We start from the raw sequence: 20,000 nt of genomic DNA on the forward strand, positions 1-20,000 counted from the left end.
GTAACACTGACTGGAGGTCCGAACCCACGCACGTTGAAAAGTGCGGGGATGAGGTGTGGGTAGCGGTGAAATGCCAATCGAACCTGGAGATAGCTGGTTCTCCCCGAAATAGCTTTAGGGCTAGCCTCGAGGTGTAGAGTTCCGGAGGTAGAGCACTGATTGGACTAGGGGCCCCCACAGGGTTACCGAATTCAGTCAAACTCCGAATGCCGGCAACTTGTACTCGGGAGTCAGACTGCGAGTGATAAGATCCGTAGTCGAAAGGGAAACAGCCCAGACCATCAGCTAAGGTCCCAAAGTGTATGTTAAGTGGAAAAGGATGTGGCGTTGCACAGACAACTAGGATGTTGGCTTAGAAGCAGCCACCATTCAAAGAGTGCGTAATAGCTCACTAGTCGAGTGACGCCGCGCCGAAAATGTAACGGGGCTAAACATACCACCGAAGCTATGGATCCCGTAAGGGATGGTAGGGGAGCGTTCCAAGCAGCAGTGAAGCGGTATCGTGAGGAGCCGTGGAGCGCTTGGAAGTGAGAATGCCGGTGTGAGTAGCGAAAAGAGGGGTGAGAATCCCCTCCGTCGAAAGCCCAAGGTTTCCTGAGGAAGGCTCGTCCGCTCAGGGTTAGTCTGGACCTAAGCCGAGGCCGAAAGGCGTAGGCGATGGACAACAGGTTGATATTCCTGTACCGCCGTACCACCGTTTGAACGATGGGGGGACGCAGAAGGATAAGGTAACCGTGCGACTGGAAGTGCACGGACAAGCAGCGAGGCCGTCGGGTTGGCAAATCCGCCCGGCACACAAGGTTGAGCTGTGACGTGGAGCCCGTAGGGCGAAGTACCGGATTTCACGCTGCCAAGAAAAGCCTCTAGTAAGGAGGTCGGCGCCAGTACCGTAAACCGACACAGGTAGGCGAGATGAGAATTCTAAGACGCGCGGGATAACTCTCGTTAAGGAACTCGGCAAAATGGTCCCGTAACTTCGGGAGAAGGGACGCTTATGGCAACATAAGCCGCAGTGAATAGGCCCAAACGACTGTTTAGCAAAAACACAGGTCTCTGCTAAATCGCAAGATGAAGTATAGGGGCTGACGCCTGCCCGGTGCTGGAAGGTTAAGGGGATGTGTCATCGCAAGAGAAGCACTGAACCGAAGCCCCAGTAAACGGCGGCCGTAACTATAACGGTCCTAAGGTAGCGAAATTCCTTGTCGGGTAAGTTCCGACCCGCACGAAAGGCGTAACGATTTGGGCACTGTCTCAACGAGAGACCCGGTGAAATCATAGTACCTGTGAAGATGCAGGTTACCCGCGACAGGACGGAAAGACCCCATGGAGCTTTACTACAGCCTGATATTGAGGCTTTGTACGCGATGTACAGGATAGGTGGGAGTTTGTGAAGCCGGAGCGCCAGCTTCGGTGGAGACACCCTTGGGATACCACCCTTTGCGTATAGAGTCTCTAACTCGCAGCCGTGATCCGGCTGGAGGACCGTGTCAGGTGGGTAGTTTGACTGGGGCGGTCGCCTCCTAAACAGTAACGGAGGCGCCCAAAGGTTCCCTCAGAATGGTTGGAAATCATTCGAAGAGTGCAAAGGCAGAAGGGAGCTTGACTGCGAGACCTACAAGTCGAGCAGGGACGAAAGTCGGGCTTAGTGATCCGGTGGTTCCGCATGGAAGGGCCATCGCTCAACGGATAAAAGCTACCCTGGGGATAACAGGCTGATCTCCCCCAAGAGTCCACATCGACGGGGAGGTTTGGCACCTCGATGTCGGCTCATCGCATCCTGGGGCTGGAGTAGGTCCCAAGGGTTGGGCTGTTCGCCCATTAAAGCGGTACGCGAGCTGGGTTCAGAACGTCGTGAGACAGTTCGGTCCCTATCCGTCGTGGGCGCAGGAAATTTGAGGAGAGCTGTCCTTAGTACGAGAGGACCGGGATGGACGCACCGCTGGTGTACCAGTTGTTCCGCCAGGAGCATCGCTGGGTAGCTACGTGCGGACGGGATAAGTGCTGAAAGCATCTAAGCATGAAGCCCCCTCCGAGATGAGATTTCCCTTTGAGCAATCAAGAAAGACCCCTCAGAGACGATGAGGTAGATAGGTCATGGGTGGAAGCACGGCGACGTGTGGAGCTGAATGATACTAATCGGTCGAGGCTTTGATCTAGTCTAATGGTTTGTGTGAATTGATGAGTCTTCAGTTTTGAGAGAACAATCTCTCTATGTCTGGTGGCGATAGCGAAGCGGCCACACCCGTTCCCATGCCGAACACGGAAGTTAAGCGCTTCAGCGCCGAAAGTAGTTGGGGGTCTCCCCCTGTGAGGATAGGACGTTGCCAGGCCAACGCGAAAGACGATCGAGCATCCGCTCGGTCGTCTTTTTTATAGATTTTATTTATAATTTTGCTTCCTTTGAGGTATATATAATCTATTCCCGAACATTAAGAACGGAAAGCAAATGGAACGAACACAATTCTGAACTTTCTGAACATCGTGAATTGAATTGCACTTTCGAGCTATACCTGTTACCATTACAGAAATATTTCGAAACAAAGATTCGGGTCCGATAGAGAAAGGGGCAATCGATTTTTATGTGGGAAAACAAGTTTGCAAAAGAAGGATTAACGTTTGATGACGTCTTACTCGTACCGCGCTTTTCAAATGTCTTGCCAAGAGACGTGAATTTAAGCACTAAACTTTGCGAAGGTCTTGAGTTAAATGTTCCAGTCATCAGTGCTGGTATGGATACTGTCACAGAAGCACCGATGGCCATTGCGATGGCGCGTCAAGGCGGCTTAGGAGTCATTCATAAAAACATGTCGATGGAGATGCAGGCTGAACACGTCGATCGCGTTAAACGCTCAGAGAACGGCGTCATCACGAATCCGTTCTATTTGACGCCGGAGCGTCAAGTGTACGATGCAGAGTACTTGATGAGTAAATACCGTATCTCGGGAGTCCCGATCGTCAATTCAGAAACCGAGCGTAAATTAATCGGAATTTTGACAAACCGTGACCTTCGTTTCATTAAAGATTATTCGACGGTGATTGCAGATGTCATGACGACGGAAAACCTTGTTACGGCAAAAGTAGGGACGTCACTTGAAGAAGCTGAACGCATCCTTCATCAACATCGAATTGAGAAATTGCCGCTCGTCGACGATTCAGGCGTGTTGAAAGGTCTCATTACGACAAAAGATATTGAGAAAGTCGAACAGTTCCCACATGCTGCAAAAGACAAACAAGGTCGTTTGCTCGTCGCAGCTGCCGTTGGTGTCACGAAAGATGCCGCATCACGTGCTCAAATTCTTGTTGATGCAGGTGTCGATGCATTAGTCGTTGATACGGCTCACGGACACTCAGCCGGTGTCATCGAGAAAGTGAAAGAACTTCGTGACATGTTCCCGACGCTTCCAATTATCGCTGGAAACGTGGCAACAGCTGAAGCGACACGAGCTTTGATTGAAGCCGGGGCATCGGTCATTAAAGTCGGGATTGGTCCAGGATCAATCTGTACGACACGTGTTGTCGCCGGTGTTGGTGTCCCACAAATCACAGCAGTATATGATTGTGTCACGGAAGCTAGAGAACACGGTGTCACAGTTATCGCTGATGGCGGAATCAAGTACTCTGGTGATATTGTGAAAGCTATCGCAGCTGGAGCTCATGCCGTTATGCTTGGTAGCCTTCTCGCAGGTGTGAAAGAGAGCCCAGGAGAGATGGAAATCTATCAAGGTCGTCAGTTCAAGACGTACCGTGGAATGGGTTCTGAGGCTTCGATGAAACGAGGCAGCCAAGATCGCTATTTCCAAGAGGCCGATAAAAAGTTCGTACCAGAAGGTATTGAAGGACGCGTCGCTTATCGTGGCGAACTAGCCGATACTGTCTATCAACTCATCGGTGGCCTTCGTTCTGGAATGGGTTATTGTGGGGCTGGCGATATCCGTGCACTACGTGAGGACACTCAGTTTATCCGCATGACTGGGGCTGGGTTGCAAGAAAGTCACCCTCACGATGTCCACATCACTAAAGAAGCTCCAAACTATTCACGCTAAACAACAAGCCGTTGTCTCTAAATTAGAGGCAACGGCTTTTCGTTATCATTTTTTTGACTTGGCCACGAGAATGACAGTACCACCATCGTCCTGTGCAGGTAAGCTGACGGTCACTTTCCCATCTCGTTTGACGACGTAATGACGTCCGCTATAGCGGTCGACGAGCGTCGTTTTATGCTTGAGTTTTGTCTGGAACGTGATCGTTCGTTTGGCTTCTGTCGTGTTCAAGGCCACTAGAACAGAGTCTTTGCCGTGCTTCCGTTCAAAGACAGAGTATCCAGTGGCAGAACCACCAGCAACGACGGCACGCGTTCCTTTACTAAATACTTTTGAATAGTCGGCACGAATATTGAGTAGCTTTTGGTAATGCGTATGCATCGCTTTACCTTCTCCTTTGACTCGTTTCCAGTCGAAGTCATAACGGTTTTCATTGAACTCGCCCTTATCCATATCCAACGCATGTTTTCCGGACTGTCCAACCTCTTCACCATAGTAGATGACAGGCTGTCCTTTCGCCGTCATTTGAAGCGAGGCGGCGACCATATGCTTCCCTTCATCGCCTCCAGCACGTGATACGAGGAAACCGTCCTCGTCATGGCTGCTAAGGAATTGTCCGAGTGTCGCTTCATTCGAGAGTTGCGTGTTGCGATATTGAAGCGCGCTCTCGACATCATCAATGTTCCCGTTGATGAAACGTTCGGCCTGATACTTGAAATCAAAGTCGAGAAGTGAGTCCATCTGGCCACTCTGTAAGTAACCACCCGTGTTGTTCACACTTGCCCCATAATGTTCGCCAATCATTTTGAAATCTGGTTTGAGGGCCGTCAATTCGTTTTTGAACGACTTCCATGTTGTAGAGTCGACGTGTTTGACCGTGTCGACGCGGAAATAATCGATGGTGTTTCCTTTTTTCGTTTTCGAGCGTTTAATCCAATCCGTCTGCCATTTGACGAGTTGTTCACGGACGGCAGCCTCTTCGGTCTTAAAGTCCGGTAATCCGGAAAGAGACATCTTCAAGTCATCGCCATCGACCGGATTCGAACGAATCATGCCGTCGAACGCTTTGCGCTCTTGATCGGTTGGGAAGTTTGTGGCGCCCGTGTCTACAGCTCCTGGTTCCATCCCGTAGCCAGGGTGGTTCAAGACGACGTCGACCATAATCTTAATACCGCGAGCATTCGCTTCGTCAATCAGACGATGGAATGCTTTCATATCGCCGAGATGCTCATCGAGTTTTTCGAAGTTTTTCGCCCAGTATCCATGATAGCCATACTGTGATCCATCTTTACCATAGCGAAGATCCCAATCGATATTATCGACAATCGGTGTAATCCAAATCGTGTTGATGCCTAGTTTATCCAAGTAGTCGAGTTTCTTCGTCACACCGGCAAAGTCGCCGCCGTGATACGACTCAAGATGATCTTGGTCATAGTATTCACCGTTCGGGTTATTGTTCGTTTTATCCCCATCGTAGAATCGGTCGGTCAGCATGAAGTAAATCCGTGCCTCATCCCAATCGAACTCTTGCTTGTCCTTCATCGAGACCGGTCGGACCGTTAACGATGTTTTCGTTTTATGGACGTTACCGTATTGGTCAATCGCCGTAATCGTTAAGAATTTATTGCCCGGTTTGACGGTATCTTTGACTGCAATCGTCTGTTTGTTGAGGGCCGGGTCGACTTCTAGTTTAGCCGGTCCACCCAGAGGACGTGCATCGATGAACAGTTGACGCAGCTTGACGCCTTTCGGCAACGTAGGCTTCACCTGGACGACCGCGTTTTCTCGAGAACTGAGGGCTTTCGGTGCCACGCTTGCCGCCAGTTTAACGTTTGGACGACGATACTCGACGCTCGAAGCCTCGAAGTAAGGATCCTTCACTTCGGTCGTGACGCCATCTTTTGTGACAAGGAACGTATAATCATGTTTCCCTTCCGGTAATTTGACCGTATGGCGGAACCATTCATTTTTGGCTTCGTACGTCATCGGGTACGTCGTGCCATTGACTTTCAATGCGACACTGTCGATTTCATCGAGTTGTCCCGCTTCATACAACGCTTTGTCACGGTAGAAGAACGTGACGGCACCATCTTCAAACAAGGGTCCTTGAATCGTCGGTACTTGATGGAACGTCCCTTTGCCGCTCTCGACGACGACTTTCGTCACCCGGTCGCTTCCCAATTTGACATAGCGGTCTTCCCCGTAGCCATCTTTCACGGCCCAATCCGTGCCCTTGCGGATGACAAAGCCTACATTGGTCGCATCTTTTCCGACTGGGATTCGGAAGATGGCGCCATCTTCGGTGATTTTATACGGGTCAACTTGACCGTCTTTGGCACCCGTGCTCCACGTCCATAAATTCCAGTCCGTGTAATCGTTGTCGGCCCGGACGTACAACATTTCGATGTAGCGTTGTGTTTTCCACGGATCGGCGATTTCAGTGATGGTTTTAAATGACGTCGTCAATGCCGGTAACGTCGTGTTCGACAGGTTGCCTTTCACGGCGTCCGCGGGAAGGGTCGCGGTATACGTTTGATTCAAACTGAGTGCTTCGGTCGGTGTGACAGTCACAGTCGATCCACTCGCTTCAGCCGTGAACGGTACAGCTGTCTCGCCATTCATCAAGCTGATGTTCGAAGCATCTAACGACACAGGTTCATTGAACGTCCATGTGATTGGGGATTTGATGTCCACTTGTTCCGATTGATTGGCCGGCGTGACCGCTGTCACTTCGAGTTGACTGACCGTCTCGACACCGCTCAACGTGAAGGCTGGGCTATATACCGATTGTGTCGACGGAGTCGCCGAAACATTCCAACTATCGGCGACTTTATTGGCCGCATTGCTTGGAATCGTGTCGAACGCACCGTGCTCGGTAGCGTTATTCCCGCTGAGTACCGTGAGGACCCGAACGGTATCATCATTGCTTAGACCAAGCAGGGACAATGGAATTTTGCCTTCAAAGCCTTTCGTGCGATCAATGGCAAACGAGGCGCCGTTTAAGTTGCTCAAGTTTGCGAGCGGCGTGGATTTCCCTGCTTCATACAGAGCGGCTTCTTTTACTGACGTGTCGCCATCGACGCGAAGTAAAATATGATACTGTGGTTTTTTATCAGTTTGGCTGAAGTTGAACGGATGGCCGAGCGGGTTTGTCGCTACGCCTGAATCTTGTTCATTGATTTGGAGGGCGATATTTATGTACTGACCATTGTCGCCCCAGTTCGGGACGTTGTTCGCATCCACATAAAAGTAAAGGTTACGCGCATCGTTCTGCAGATAGACGTCTCCTAAATCGAATCCTTGCCAACCCGCCTGTGGGGATGTGGCGAGCGCTGGCGTGTTCGCCCAATCCGTTTTTAAGCCATCAATCGAGATTGTCGCAGGCTCGGCCAATGCGTTCATCGGAACGCCGGCTTGGATGAGGAGAACGGATGATAAAAGTAACGTGGTCGTCTGTCGTGCCGTTTTCTTCTTCATAAAGCACCTCTTTCATGGAATGTGTCGTCTACAGGGCAACGAATTGTCAAAATTGTGCAAACGGTTTCAGGAATAGTTTAGCTGAATATGTAAGCGCTCACAATATATTTTTTAAAAAATAATAAAAACGCCTATCGGTTAGAGAGGCGTTTGGTTCACGAAGCGTCCTTTGACAATCAAACGTTCGGTCGCATCGAACGTGCATGTGACGAGTGTAATCGTCGGTTCTGTTGTCGGGTCGAGCACGTCGACCCGTGTCGGGGGAACGGTCTCAAGCGAAATGACCTCGTATTCGAACGTATGTGTCATGTCGGTCAAGTAGATGGACATGCCGACGTCGATGATGTGAAGCGGACCGAACAAGGCGGTCGGGCTTTGCGTGTAGTGGCCCGCGAGTGCATAGTTTCCAGTTCCCATTCGTTGGTCCGGGTCCATCGTTCCAGCCCCGACAGCCAAGTTCTCATTGTCGAGCCCGTATAAGATTGGGAGCTCGAGGTCGATTTCTGGAATCGAAATGAGGCCGACGGTCGGTAAATCATGAAATCGATTGCGCACGGTGAGAAGTTGTTCCCATGATAACGGCTCGACGTTTGAAAACTCAAATTCACCGGTTTCTGGCTGTTTCGGTTGAATTTCGGCGGTCACTTGTTGACTGTTCCATGCCGTGAGTTGGTCTTTCCACCACGATTCGGATAACAGGAGTGTACCAATTAACAAAAGGAGCCCACCGACGACGTAGCGTGACCGTTTCATCCATCTCTTCCTTTCTCAATGTTCCAACACGACATGAGCGCACTAACGGCAGCTGGTAACGTTTCTTCAGATAAGGCGGCAAATCCAAATAAAAACTGAGGAATCGTGTCGCTTGATTCGATGCGATAGTCTGTCATCGCATTGATTCGGATATTCGAAGCCTCGGCCAACCGTTTCAATTCTTCACTTGTCGCGCTTGTACGAACAGACAGGACGACGTGAAGGCCGGCGCTCGCCCCCGTGACGGAGACGACCGGTTCATACGATTTGAAAGCGGCGATAATGATTTCAAGTTTCCGGCGATATGTCTTCCGCATCCGGTTCAAGTGTTTCTCAAAATCACCGGTCGCCATAAATTCGGCCAACGTGTGTTGTTCGAAACGGGGTACGCTACACGTGAAGTGACGATAACGTTCTCGATAGCGATTTAACAGCGGAGGGGGGAGTACCATATAACCGATTCGCAATGAAGGCATCAATGATTTAGAGAATGTGCTCAAATAGACGACTCGCTCGTTTTGATCCATGCTTTGCAAAGAGGGAATCGGTTTGCCGCTATAACGGAATTCACTATCGTAATCATCTTCAATCACATACGTCTGTCGCTCCGATGCCCAGTTGAGCAAACGTTGACGCCGACTGACGGATAAAATGGTCCCGGTCGGAAATTGATGGGCCGGTGTGACATAGAGGGCATCAATGGATGCTTGCTCCACCAGGTCGACACGGACGCCGCTCTCATCGACAGGAATCGGGATGAACGTCCGCCGTTGGTGCGCAAACAGTTGGCGAGTCAGCGGATAACCAGGATCTTCGATGCCGAACGTCGTAGTATCCGGCAGCAGTTCTAACAATTGAGGTAACAGCTGCTCGGTTCCCGATCCGACAACGATTTGTTCGGGAGAACAATGCACGCCGCGCGAATGATAGAGATAGGTCGCAATCTCTTGGCGAAGAACGAAATCACCTTGGACGGAGCCAAGTGACAGCAAATCGTGATGTTCTTCTGAGACGACTTGTTTTAAGTGCCGGCGCCAACGTTCAAATGGGAAAGCGGTCGTGTCGATTTGACTCGGATACAAGTCGAACTCATATGTTTTTTTCACCGGGAGCGGTTCGATGACGCTACTGCCGCGCCGGACGTACAGTTCTTCTTGCGGTAACACGTAGAAGCCTTTGCGTGGCAACGACTCGATGTATCCTTCCGCGAGCAGCTGAGCGTAGGCCAGTTCAACGGTCGTTTGCGAGACGTCTAAAAACTCCCCTAGCTTTCGTTTGGACGGAAGTTTCGTCCCGGTGGTGAGGGTGTCATCAACGATGGCTTGTCGAATGTGCAAATAGAGTTGTTCATATAATGGGACGCTCGAGTCAGCCTCGAGCGAGAACGTGAGCATATCCATGATGTGTCCTTTCTGTGGTCAGCCAAAGAAAAAATAGAGCACGAATCCGATGACAAGGAGGAGCGAGACCATTCCCGTTTTTCCGAAAAAGCTGCGCTCCTGCGCGTCGTCACGACTGTTCCATTGATCCATTCCATCATCTCCTTTAATCTTTAAAACATTCGAGAATCGAGAAATGAAGTCCTTTGTTCCAACTGACCACTTTAAAAAATATAAAACTGGCACTTTCAATATAGTCAAATCAATTTATACTTGCAAGTAGACTAGCTTATTGGAGGGGATCCATTTGGAAAAGAGACAAGTAGGGACAGACAAAGTAAAACGTGGTATGGCCGAGATGCAAAAAGGTGGCGTCATTATGGACGTCATCAACGCGGAGCAAGCCAAAATTGCTGAAGCGGCAGGTGCAGTTGCCGTCATGGCACTCGAGCGCGTACCTTCGGATATTCGCAAAATGGGCGGTGTTGCTCGTATGGCCGACCCGACAATCATCGAAGACGTCATGGGTGCGGTATCGGTACCGGTCATGGCGAAGTGCCGGATTGGTCACATCGCTGAAGCACGTGTCCTTGAATCAATGGGGGTTGATTTCATTGACGAGAGTGAAGTATTGACACCTGCTGACGAAGAATTCCATCTCTACAAACGTGACTACAAAGCACCGTTCGTCTGTGGCGCGCGCGACCTTGGTGAAGCATCACGCCGCATCGGGGAAGGTGCAGCGATGATCCGGACGAAAGGTGAGCCGGGAACCGGCAACATCGTCGAAGCGGTTCGTCACATGCGTACCGTTCAAGCCCAAGTGAAACGCTTGCTCTCGATGAGCATCGATGAAGTGATGACGGAAGCGCGTGACCTGGGTGCCCCGTTTGAAGTACTCATGCAAATCCGTGAAGCAGGTCGCCTCCCGGTCGTCAACTTCGCAGCAGGCGGAATTGCGACACCAGCTGATGCGGCACTCATGATGCACCTCGGAGCGGACGGCGTCTTTGTCGGATCAGGAATCTTTAAAGCGGAGAACCCTGAGAAATTTGCCCGTGCCATCGTTGAAGCGACGACATACCATGATGACTATGAGCGCATCGCACACTTGTCGAAAGGACTCGGCGAAGCGATGAAAGGGCTCGACGTCCGCACGCTCAAACAAGAAGAACTCATGGCACCGCGAGGTTGGTAAGATGACCACGATTGGTGTACTCGGAATGCAAGGTGCGATTCGCGAACACGTCCATATGCTCGAAGCACTTGGTGCGAATACGCTCGTCGTCCGCTCGGTCGATGACTTAAATCGAATCGATGGACTCGTCTTGCCGGGTGGGGAGAGCACAGCGATGCGTCGCTTACTCGATCGGTACGAGTTGCTCGAGCCGTTACGTGAGAATGCGGAGTTGCCGATGTTTGGAACGTGCGCTGGTTTGATTTTGCTCGCGACCGAAGTTGAAGGATATGATGCGCACTTGCGTAAAATCCCGATGACGGTCAAACGAAATGCGTTCGGACGACAAGTTGATAGCTTTGAAGTCGATTTGACTGTCAATGGAATCGATGAAGCTGTCGAAGCAGTGTTCATTCGAGCGCCGCAAGTCGCATCGGTCGAAGCGAGCGTCGAGGTGCTCGCCGAGGTCGAAGAAGCGATTGTCGCGGTTCGGTATGACAAGTATATGGCCTGCTCGTTCCACCCGGAATTGACGGACGACTTGTCGATGCACCGCTATTTCTTGGACATGGTTGAAGCGACGAAGCGACAACTCGCCTGATTGAAAGGCTCTCTAGCAAATAGGGAGCCTTTTTCATGTGTTTTTTTGCTACACTGTAACGAGATACGTATAGAAAGGGGCAAGACCGTGAGACAAAGATGGATCGGATGGATGCTCGTTTGGGCAATCCTTTTAAATATGATCGTGCCGACGGATGCATCGGCGGCACCTAAAGTTGATGCGACTGGCGCGATGCTCGTGGACATGACGACGGGACAAATCCTGTTCTCACAAGAAGAGGACGCGATGCTTCCTCCGGCATCAATCACTAAGCTGATGACCGCTTTTCTCGTCCGAGAAGCCATCGAAGCGGGTGACCTCAGTTGGAGCCAAGAAGTGACCCCGAGCGACAAGGCGTTGGCGCTGACCCGAAAACCAGGATTGGCTCGGATTCCGCTCGTCAATAAACCGTACACGGTGAAAGAGCTATACGACGTGGCGTTGATTCGTTCCGCGAACGAGGCAGCGGTCACATTGGCCGAGGCCGTCTCTGGTTCGGAAGGGGTATTCGTAAAGAAAATGAACGAACGGGCGACCGAACTTGGTATGACCCAAACGACGTTCGCCAATGCATCGGGACTTGACTCTGTGTCAGCGGGACGTCCAGGGGAGAATTTGACATCGGCCAATGATTTGATGATGCTAGCTTTGGCGTATTTGACGAAGTTCCCGGAAGTGCTCGATGTGACGAAACAAGCGTATGTTGATATCGACGGAGTCCGATTTGAAGCGACGAACCGGATGCTCGCTGGTCGTGATTTAGCCTATCCGGGTATGCTTGGCTTTAAAACGGGCACGACTGACGATGCCGGTTACTGCTTCATCGGCGTGTCGACGCGAGATGGACGTACCGTGCTATCGGTCGTTCTCGGAGCGAAGACCGATCAAGGGCGCTATACTGCTACAAAGGCGCTTCACGACTACGCCTATGGCGATTTTGTCTTGACCCCGATTTTACGGACTGGTGAAATTGTCCCGGCGACGCTCCATGTCGCTGAAGGTACAGTCGAGTCAGCAAAAGTGCGCACGACGTCAGCCTTTGAAGTACTCGTCGAAAAAGGACAGGATGTACCTGAACCGACTTACGATCTTCCGGATACGAAAGCCCCAATTGCGGCCGATCAACAGGTAGGGACCGTCACCATCGAGCCTTCCGGAAGCGTCCGGTATCTAGATGGTGAACTTCCACCTAAAGGAACGCTCGTCGCGGCCGAACCGGTCGAGATGGCATCGTTTTTGACACGTATGACGCGTGCCTTCTCCGACTTTTTAGATGAGATTCGACTCGTGCTCGGAAAACTGAGTCTTGTCGATAGAGTTGAGATGTTGTAAAGTAAAACTAATTCAATGACAGATGCAATGATGGGGAAAAGTACGTTACGGTCATCTACTGACAGAGAGCTAGTGGTTGGTGCAAACTAGTGGGATGATGTAACCGAATCGGCCTCGGAGCATTGGCTTGGAAACAAGTCACGTTACGCACACGTTACGTGCATCGAGTGGCCCGATTTCGGGCAACGAGGGTGGCAACGCGGATCCAAGGTGGTTCGTCCCTTTCCTACGGGAAAGGGGCGTGCCACCTTTTTATGTGAAAAAAGGAGGAATAACGAATGTTAGACATTAAACGATTACGAACAGATTTTGAAGAGATTAAAACGAAGCTAGCTCATCGCGGCGAGGATTTGAGTGCGCTTGACCGTTTCCCGGAGTTGGAAGAGAAACGCCGCAACTTGATCAATGAGGTTGAAGTGAAGAAAGCGAAACGAAATGAAGCGACGAAGCAAATTGCGGAATTGAAACGCAATAAGCAAGATGCGGATGGACCGATTCTCGAGACGCGCCGTCTCGGGGATGAAATCAAATTGCTCGATGAAGAGTTGCGTGAAGTCGAGGCCGAATTGAACTTGATTCTCCTCAGCATCCCGAACATCCCGCACGAATCAACGCCGATTGGAGAAACGGAAGATGATAACGTCACGATTCGCGAAGTCGGAACAAAACCGACGTTCGAATTCGAACTCAAACAGCATTGGGACGTCATGGAAGATTTGAAAATCGTCGATGTGGAACGAGCGGGTAAAGTGACAGGTAGCCGGTTTGTCTTTTATAAAGGTCTCGGCGCCCGTCTCGAACGTGCCCTCATCAACTTCATGATGGATATGCATGCCGATGAACATGGCTATTCTGAGGTGCTCCCTCCTTATATGGTCAACCGCGACGCGATGACCGGGACGGGACAACTTCCTAAATTTGAGGAAGACGCATTCAAAGTGGCGGATACGAACTATTTCCTCGTACCGACGGCAGAAGTTCCGGTAACGAACATGCACCGTGACGAGATTATCACGGAAGACCAACTTCCAATCACGTATACGGCGTATAGCGCTTGTTTCCGTTCAGAAGCGGGATCAGCCGGACGCGACACGCGTGGGCTCATTCGTCAGCATCAGTTCAACAAAGTCGAGCTCGTCCGGTTTGTGAAACCTGAAGAGTCTTATGAACAACTCGAACTCTTGACGGGCCACGCTGAAGAAGTGCTTAAGCGTCTCGGTCTCCCATATCAAGTGCTCAGCATGTGTACGGCCGATCTCGGCTTCACGGCTGCGAAGAAATATGACATCGAAGTGTGGATGCCGGCGCAAGGGATGTATCGTGAAATCTCATCTTGTTCGAACTTTGAAGACTTCCAAGCGCGCCGGGCCGGAATTCGTTTCCGTCGCGAAGCGAACGCAAAACCAGAATTCGTCCACACGCTTAACGGTTCTGGCCTCGCAGTCGGACGGACCGTCGCTGCGATTTTAGAGAACTTCCAACAGGCAGACGGTTCAGTCGTCATTCCGGAAGTATTACGTCCATATATGGGCGGCATCGAGAAAATTGAAATGCCTCAGTAATGAACAAACCAGCCCGTCTGAAACGTATCGTTCAGGCGGGATTTTTTTGGTTTTTTTTAATGTTTTTTCACAAAAGGGTTTGACATCTGTCTGCCAAGTTGGTACTATAAATCATGTCGAGCGAGATGTTTGCTCACCAATTGTATATGAGCTTTGGAGGTGTACCCAAGTGGTTTAAGGGAACGGTCTTGAAAACCGTCAGGGGTGTAATAGCCTGCGTGGGTTCGAATCCCACCACCTCCTCCATTTTTATTTCTGGAGGCTCAACAATTTCATACTTTTTTGGAGGTGTACCCAAGTGGTTTAAGGGAACGGTCTTGAAAACCGTCAGGGGTGTAATAGCCTGCGTGGGTTCGAATCCCACCACCTCCTCCACTTTCTTTTTTTTACACTTTTTTAAGCCTGGAGTTGTACCCAAGCCCGGCTGAAGGGGACGGACTCGAAATCCGTTAGGAGTCGTAAGGCTCGCGTGGGTTCGAATCCCACCAACTCCGCTTGTTTTGGCATCTGCATGGACAGATGCGTTTTTTTATGGTCGCAGACTCCGGTCTGCGGCTTTTTTTGTTTGTGTCAATCCGGCGAAAAACAGCTAATCCGGTGACTAATCGGGAATCTTAATCATATAGACTGTGATGGCGCAAAGGGAAGGAGAGGAGCGTCATGGATTGGATTGACATATATATCGATGAGGTCGTGCGACACGTTCCACCGAAGCGGCGCGAGGAAGCCGCTGCCTCGGTTCGGCAATCGATTGAGGCGGCACTGCCCGACCAACCGTCTGAGGCAGACGTAAAACGGGTGTTAGCAGAGATTGGGCATCCGGCCGTCGTGGCCGCGCGTTATAAGGAAGGACAGTATGTCATCGGCCCACGTTTTTTCCCCGTGTATGTGACTGTCGTCAAGCTTGTTGTTCCCATCGTCTTAGCTGTCGTTTTCTTTGGGCTTGTATTTGCTAGCATGCCGACGTTCTCAGGGCCGCTTATGCCGACAGTCGGCACATTTTTGACGAACATGTTCGACGCGTTATGGGATGTCGGGATTCAGCTCGTGTTTTGGATTACGCTTGTCTTCTTTTTGATTGAGCGCTATGCACCCGATGATGTACCGGCGCCAGATATGAAATGGGATGTGTCCAAGCTGAAAGAACAGGTGAAGGGCGGTCGAATCAGTAAATTTGACGCAGGGTTCGGGTTGTTTTGGACAGCCGTGTGGTTTGGCGTGTATATTAATGCCGAACAGTTACTAGGGATTTATGAATCTACGAACGCAGGATTCAGGATGATCACTCCCATCTTCAATCAAACGTTCCTAATGGATGTGATTTGGTTTTTTGTGATCGTCATCTTGCTTCAAGTCGTGCTTGGGGTATGGAAATGGATGAAAGGACATTGGACGTATGCGCTCGCTTCGTTTAATTTGATCTACAATATTGCCTCGGCAACGTTCATCATCTGGATGGCCAGTTCCCCACAGTTACTCGATCCACGATTTTTGAACTGGCTGGAGACAAATGTCCCGAACGGGGTCAATTCGTTTGAATGGGTGTTCGGATTAGTCGTCGCCATCACGATTTTGGCGGCCGTGTTCGATTCTGTCGATGGATTCCGAAAGGCTCGGAAGACGCCGACGTACCGGAAACCTCATATCGCCCACACATAAAAAGAAGGTGCACCGCTCAAGTGAGCAGTGCACCTTCTTTACTTATCTGACTTTCGCTTCGCGAGCGATCGTCAATTGTTTCTCGATTTTTTCAAGGATGAGTTCGACCGAGTTTGGGTCGTTAATCAAGTCATACTCTTCGATTGAGAGACGAAGTACCGGGCAAAGATTGAAGTTGTTGATCCACTCCGTATAGCGCGCGTACATTTCTTCCCAATACGTAATTGGTGTTTGTTGCTCCATCTCACGTCCGCGCATTTGAATGCGGTCGAGCACTTGCTCGAACGAACCTTCGAGATAGATGAGCAAGTCAGGATGCGGGAAGAACGGTGTCAGCACCATCGCTTCAAACAAACTCGAGTATGTCTCGTAGTCAGTTGGAGACATCGTCCCTTTTTCGTAGTGCATTTTGGCGAAGATTCCTGTATCTTCATAGATCGAACGGTCTTGGATGAAGCCGCCGCCGTATTGGAAAATCTTCTTCTGTTCTTTGAAGCGTTCAGCCAAGAAATAGATTTGAAGGTGGAAGCTCCAACGCTCGAAGTCATGATAGAATTTATCGAGATAAGGGTTCGTATCTACTTTCTCAAGTGAAGTTCGGAAGTTGAGGGCATCGGCAAGTGAGTTCGTGATTGTCGATTTACCGATTCCGACCATTCCACCGATCGTGATGATCGTGTCATTCGGAATGTTGTATTTTTCATTCAGCGTCATTTGATTTGTGCTCCTTTAGTCAATTCTAATTCACGTTCGATCGTTGTGAGGACGTGCGTCAAATCGTCCGGGTTTTGGACGAAGTCGAGTTCATCTCCACTGAACGAAAGAATCGTCACTTCGGGGTGTGTCGCGCGGTATGATTCGATGAACGTTTCATAATCGCGGGCGAGCTGTTCGAGGTAGTCGCGAGACATATTCTCTTCTACTTCACGTCCACGCAAGGCGACACGTTTCATTAACGTCTCGATGCTGGCGTGTAAGTAGATGACGACATCAGGCTTTGGCATATCGTGTGTCAAAATCTTATAGATTTGCTCATATTTGTTCAAATGAGCTGGTCTCAGGGAACGGTGGGCAAAAATCAAGTTTTTGAAAATATGATAGTCCGAAACGACGGATTGCTGTTGACTCAAGTGGTGTTTGTGGATATCGTCTAATTGCTTGAAGCGATTACAAAGGAAAAACATTTCCGTCTGAAAGCTCCATTCGTCGATATCTTCGTAAAACTTGCCGAGAAACGGATTCTCTTCTACAATTTCATTCAGCATCTGCATTGAAAAGTGCTGACTGATGATATGGGCCAGTGACGTTTTCCCGACACCAATCGGTCCCTCTACCGTTATAAACATATGATGTCATCCTCCATTATCCAAAGTGCAAGTTCCATTCTAGCATACAATGAAGTGGATAGGGCGAGCGAAATGATTTTCATTTTTTTTCATAATAAGTAATCAGAAACGGAGTGTGTATATGGAACGAGATGAACGATTTATGAGGCTCGCCATAGAAGAAGCAAAGAAGGCGGAAGCAATCGGCGAAGTCCCGATCGGATGCGTCATCGTTAAAGGTGATGAAGTGATTGCCGCGGGTCATAATCGCCGAGAAACGGACTTATTGGCAGCGGCCCATGCCGAAATGATTGCGATTGAACAGGCGAACCAGGCGCTCAGCAATTGGCGTTTGGAGGATTGCGAACTGTTCGTCACGTTAGAGCCGTGCCCGATGTGTGCGGGGGCCATCGTGCTGTCTCGCGTGAAGCGTGTCATCTTTGGTGCCCATGATCCGAAGGGAGGGTGTTGCGGTACGCTCATGAACCTCGTTCAAGACGAACGCTTCAACCACCAAGCCGAAGTGACACAAAATGTTTTAGCAGAAGAGTGTGGGGAGTTGCTAACGATTTTCTTCCGAAACCTTAGAGAAAGGAAGAAGCAGGCGCGGCTTGAACAGAGAGGTTGCAACCCATCTGATTAAACAGTATAATGTAATAGCACTCAACGTAGTGCCTAACTTCATTTACCCATTTGCCGTGCTAGGCGGGGAGGTAGCGGTGCCCTGTAACTCGCAATCCGCTATAGCGAGACTGAATCCCGATTCGAGGGAGTGCATTGGTGTGGCCTGTCCTCGTGTAAGTGGCGTTGACGTCTGAGTCCTGCGCAACGGTCACCCATGAACCAGGTCAGGTCCGGAAGGAAGCAGCCTTAAGTGGTGACGTACCGTGTGCCGCAGGGGTGCTTGGGCCGAGCAAACTGCATGAGTAACGCACATTGACGTGCTTTCAGAAATCGGTGCGCGGCAGATTTATTTAATAACTTCAATCTACGGCCCCAGGGTTGTAGATTTTTTTGTATGATGAAATAGAGAATGTAAGGAAGAAAGGAGGCGGGGACATGGCGTATCAAGCGTTGTATCGGGTTTATCGTCCGCAGTCGTTCCAAGAGGTTGTCGGTCAAATTCATATCACACGTACGATTCAAAATGCGTTGCTTGAGGAACGAATGTCACATGCCTATTTGTTCTCGGGTCCACGAGGGACCGGGAAGACAAGTTTGGCGAAAATTATCGCGAAAGCTATCAACTGCGAGACAGCACCTACACGAGAACCGTGTAACACATGCCCGACTTGTATCGCAATCACGGAAGGGACGAGCCCGGACGTGTTTGAAATCGATGCGGCTTCAAATAATGGGGTCGACGAGATTCGAGAAATTCGGGATAAAGTCAAATATCCGCCTTCTCAAGCGCGCTTCAAAGTATATATCATTGATGAAGTGCACATGCTTTCGACTGGGGCGTTCAACGCCTTATTGAAAACGCTGGAAGAACCACCGGCGCATGCCATCTTTATTTTGGCGACGACAGAACCACATAAAATTCCGGCAACTATCATCTCACGTTGCCAGCGCTTTGATGTGAAACGGCATGAAGTCGGTCAATTGCAAACACGTATGGCATATATCTTGAACGATCAAGATTATGACTATGATCCAGAGGCGCTCAAGCTGATTGCTCGTGCTGCCGATGGTGGGATGCGCGATGCGCTCAGCCTACTCGATCAAGCGCTCGCTTTTAGCGATGGCCGTTTGACCGAAGACGCTGTTCTAGAAGTGACCGGCGCGGTAACGGATGATGCTCTACTTGATATGGCTTATGGCTTACAACAGAAGCAACTCGATCAAATTTTGAGTACGTTGGAAACGATGCTTCGTGAAGGTAAGGATTTGAAGCGATTCATTGAAGATCTCGTGTTCGTTCATCGTGATGCTTTACTATTAAAGGCTTCACCTCAAGCCGTCGATTTACTCGAACGCGCCCGTCCGACAGAGACGTTCCGACAATTTGTTGAAGCGACGTCGACGGACGAGTTGTTCCAAGTGATTGAAGAGTTGAATGACTGTCAGCAACAGATGCGATTATCAAACCATCCGAAAGTCTTAGTTGAGTTAACGTTTATTCGGATTGCTGAACAAGGACGGACGATGACAGAACAGATGAAACAACTTCAAGAGCAGGTCCGTGAACTGAGTCGCGAGTTGAATGAAGTCAAGAAAACGGGTGTCCCTGCAGCGGAAGCAACAGCGGAGAAACCGAAAATTGCCAAGCGAACTCAAATTCGAGTCCCGAAAGAACGCATTCGTCAATTATTGCAACGAGCGGAACGCCAACACTTAAACGCAATCCGTGATAGTTGGGAAGACATCATGGGGAACATTCGCACGCAAGATGGTCCGATTTTTGCACTGTTCTATGAGAGTGAGGCTGTGCTTTGTGCTAGTGACACCTTACTGGTACAATTTAAAGATGGGATGACGTGGCATTACGAGCAGGTTAGCTCGAACGGTCGCACGCGAGACGTGATTGAACAAGCCTTATTCGAAGTGACGGGGATTCGTCGAGAAATCATGGCTGTACTCGAGACCGATTGGGTTGAGTTGAAGAATGAGTTCATCCTTCGTAAACAAGCTGAACGTTCGGATCATAAGGAAGAGGAAGTGGAGGAAGAAGATCCACTTGTCTCAAAGGCCC

13 protein-coding genes, 3 tRNA genes, 2 rRNA genes, 1 other RNA gene and 1 other annotated feature (2 of these 20 cut by a window edge) are annotated in these 20,000 nt (G+C 50.0%); of the genes, 14 read left to right on the plus strand and 5 right to left on the minus strand.

The window, feature by feature from the left end:
- From ACZ2GZ_RS00045 to guaB, 3 genes are all read left to right on the plus strand, one after another.
- Positions 1-2,156 (plus strand): 23S ribosomal RNA (locus tag ACZ2GZ_RS00045); it begins 758 nt to the left of the window's first position.
- Positions 2,157-2,214: 58 nt separating this feature from the next.
- Positions 2,215-2,330: ribosomal RNA gene (gene rrf, locus ACZ2GZ_RS00050) — 5S ribosomal RNA — on the plus strand.
- Between the two features lie 249 nt (positions 2,331-2,579).
- Positions 2,580-4,043 (plus strand): IMP dehydrogenase, encoded by a 1,464-nt coding sequence (gene guaB / locus ACZ2GZ_RS00055; protein WP_214716462.1) that lies wholly within the window; start codon positions 2,580-2,582, stop codon positions 4,041-4,043.
- 45 nt (positions 4,044-4,088) lie between these two features.
- On the opposite strand, the gene ACZ2GZ_RS00060 is transcribed toward guaB, so the two are convergent.
- From ACZ2GZ_RS00060 to pdxR, 3 genes are all read right to left on the minus strand, one after another.
- The gene (locus ACZ2GZ_RS00060; RefSeq protein WP_021066749.1) at positions 4,089-7,517 is read right to left on the minus strand and encodes an alpha-amylase family glycosyl hydrolase; all 3,429 of its coding nucleotides are present in this window, start codon (positions 7,515-7,517) and stop codon (positions 4,089-4,091) included.
- A 138-nt stretch (positions 7,518-7,655) separates the two neighbouring features.
- The gene (locus tag ACZ2GZ_RS00065) at positions 7,656-8,270 is read right to left on the minus strand and encodes a class A sortase (RefSeq protein WP_214716456.1); all 615 of its coding nucleotides are present in this window, start codon (positions 8,268-8,270) and stop codon (positions 7,656-7,658) included.
- A complete protein-coding gene (gene pdxR / locus ACZ2GZ_RS00070) occupies positions 8,267-9,670 on the minus strand; it encodes a MocR-like pyridoxine biosynthesis transcription factor PdxR (RefSeq protein WP_214716454.1) in 1,404 nt (467 codons plus the stop codon). The genes ACZ2GZ_RS00065 and pdxR overlap by 4 nt, the downstream gene beginning before the upstream one ends.
- 286 nt (positions 9,671-9,956) lie before the next feature.
- On the opposite strand from pdxR, the gene pdxS reads away from it, so the two are divergent.
- The 8 genes from pdxS to ACZ2GZ_RS00110 all read left to right on the plus strand — a co-directional run bounded on the left by pdxS (position 9,957) and on the right by ACZ2GZ_RS00110 (position 15,980).
- Positions 9,957-10,847: a pyridoxal 5'-phosphate synthase lyase subunit PdxS gene (gene pdxS / locus ACZ2GZ_RS00075; protein ID WP_021066746.1), complete on the plus strand. Its 891-nt coding sequence runs from the start codon at positions 9,957-9,959 to the stop codon at positions 10,845-10,847.
- A gap of 1 nt (position 10,848) precedes the next feature.
- Positions 10,849-11,427: a pyridoxal 5'-phosphate synthase glutaminase subunit PdxT gene (gene pdxT / locus ACZ2GZ_RS00080; protein WP_021066745.1), complete on the plus strand. Its 579-nt coding sequence runs from the start codon at positions 10,849-10,851 to the stop codon at positions 11,425-11,427.
- An 87-nt stretch (positions 11,428-11,514) separates the two neighbouring features.
- Entirely contained in the window at positions 11,515-12,759 is a 1,245-nt protein-coding gene (locus tag ACZ2GZ_RS00085) for a D-alanyl-D-alanine carboxypeptidase family protein (RefSeq protein WP_052013678.1), read from the plus strand.
- An 18-nt stretch (positions 12,760-12,777) separates the two neighbouring features.
- Positions 12,778-12,985, plus strand: a binding site (T-box leader).
- Between the two features lie 52 nt (positions 12,986-13,037).
- The gene (gene serS / locus ACZ2GZ_RS00090) at positions 13,038-14,321 is read left to right on the plus strand and encodes a serine--tRNA ligase (protein ID WP_214716450.1); all 1,284 of its coding nucleotides are present in this window, start codon (positions 13,038-13,040) and stop codon (positions 14,319-14,321) included.
- 155 nt (positions 14,322-14,476) lie between these two features.
- Positions 14,477-14,567: transfer RNA gene (locus ACZ2GZ_RS00095), tRNA-Ser, on the plus strand.
- A gap of 38 nt (positions 14,568-14,605) precedes the next feature.
- Positions 14,606-14,696 (plus strand) — tRNA-Ser (locus ACZ2GZ_RS00100).
- A 29-nt stretch (positions 14,697-14,725) separates the two neighbouring features.
- Positions 14,726-14,815 (plus strand) — tRNA-Ser (locus ACZ2GZ_RS00105).
- A gap of 166 nt (positions 14,816-14,981) precedes the next feature.
- Complete coding sequence (locus ACZ2GZ_RS00110) at positions 14,982-15,980, plus strand: hypothetical protein (RefSeq protein WP_131473013.1); 999 nt, start codon at positions 14,982-14,984, stop codon at positions 15,978-15,980.
- 42 nt (positions 15,981-16,022) lie between these two features.
- Here the strand turns inward: ACZ2GZ_RS00110 and ACZ2GZ_RS00115 are convergent, their stop codons facing one another.
- Together ACZ2GZ_RS00115 and ACZ2GZ_RS00120 are read right to left on the minus strand one after the other, a co-directional pair.
- Positions 16,023-16,694, minus strand: coding sequence for a deoxynucleoside kinase (locus ACZ2GZ_RS00115; RefSeq protein WP_021065290.1), 672 nt, complete (start codon positions 16,692-16,694; stop codon positions 16,023-16,025).
- Positions 16,691-17,326, minus strand: coding sequence for a deoxynucleoside kinase (locus ACZ2GZ_RS00120; protein WP_021065289.1), 636 nt, complete (start codon positions 17,324-17,326; stop codon positions 16,691-16,693). Before ACZ2GZ_RS00120 ends, ACZ2GZ_RS00115 begins: the two co-directional genes overlap by 4 nt.
- A gap of 121 nt (positions 17,327-17,447) precedes the next feature.
- Between ACZ2GZ_RS00120 and tadA the strand changes: the two genes are divergently transcribed.
- From tadA to dnaX, 3 genes are all read left to right on the plus strand, one after another.
- A complete protein-coding gene (tadA, locus tag ACZ2GZ_RS00125; RefSeq protein WP_058765163.1) occupies positions 17,448-17,948 on the plus strand; it encodes a tRNA adenosine(34) deaminase TadA in 501 nt (166 codons plus the stop codon).
- A 53-nt stretch (positions 17,949-18,001) separates the two neighbouring features.
- An RNA gene (gene ffs / locus ACZ2GZ_RS00130) (signal recognition particle sRNA large type) lies at positions 18,002-18,270 on the plus strand.
- A gap of 94 nt (positions 18,271-18,364) precedes the next feature.
- Positions 18,365-20,000: the 5' portion of a DNA polymerase III subunit gamma/tau gene (gene dnaX, locus ACZ2GZ_RS00135; protein WP_214716448.1), read on the plus strand. Its footprint extends 41 nt past the window's final position; 1,636 of the gene's 1,677 nt are visible here — the first part of the coding sequence; the start codon lies at positions 18,365-18,367; its stop codon lies off the right edge, out of view.

This window comes from Exiguobacterium sp. KKT215, from assembly GCF_055635335.1.

Excerpts from the sequence above, each read along its gene's own strand:
- serS (WP_214716450.1), top strand. The coding sequence starts at position 13,038 with ATGTTAGACATTAAACGATTACGAACAGATTTTGAAGAGATTAAAACG.
- guaB (WP_214716462.1), top strand. The coding sequence starts at position 2,580 with ATGTGGGAAAACAAGTTTGCAAAAGAAGGATTAACGTTTGATGACGTC.
- ACZ2GZ_RS00110 (WP_131473013.1), top strand. The coding sequence starts at position 14,982 with ATGGATTGGATTGACATATATATCGATGAGGTCGTGCGACACGTTCCA.
- ACZ2GZ_RS00065 (WP_214716456.1), bottom strand. The coding sequence starts at position 8,270 with ATGAAACGGTCACGCTACGTCGTCGGTGGGCTCCTTTTGTTAATTGGT.
- ACZ2GZ_RS00115 (WP_021065290.1), bottom strand. The coding sequence starts at position 16,694 with ATGACGCTGAATGAAAAATACAACATTCCGAATGACACGATCATCACG.
- ACZ2GZ_RS00120 (WP_021065289.1), bottom strand. The coding sequence starts at position 17,326 with ATGTTTATAACGGTAGAGGGACCGATTGGTGTCGGGAAAACGTCACTG.
- tadA (WP_058765163.1), top strand. The coding sequence starts at position 17,448 with ATGGAACGAGATGAACGATTTATGAGGCTCGCCATAGAAGAAGCAAAG.
- pdxR (WP_214716454.1), bottom strand. The coding sequence starts at position 9,670 with ATGGATATGCTCACGTTCTCGCTCGAGGCTGACTCGAGCGTCCCATTA.
- pdxT (WP_021066745.1), top strand. The coding sequence starts at position 10,849 with ATGACCACGATTGGTGTACTCGGAATGCAAGGTGCGATTCGCGAACAC.
- ACZ2GZ_RS00060 (WP_021066749.1), bottom strand. The coding sequence starts at position 7,517 with ATGAAGAAGAAAACGGCACGACAGACGACCACGTTACTTTTATCATCC.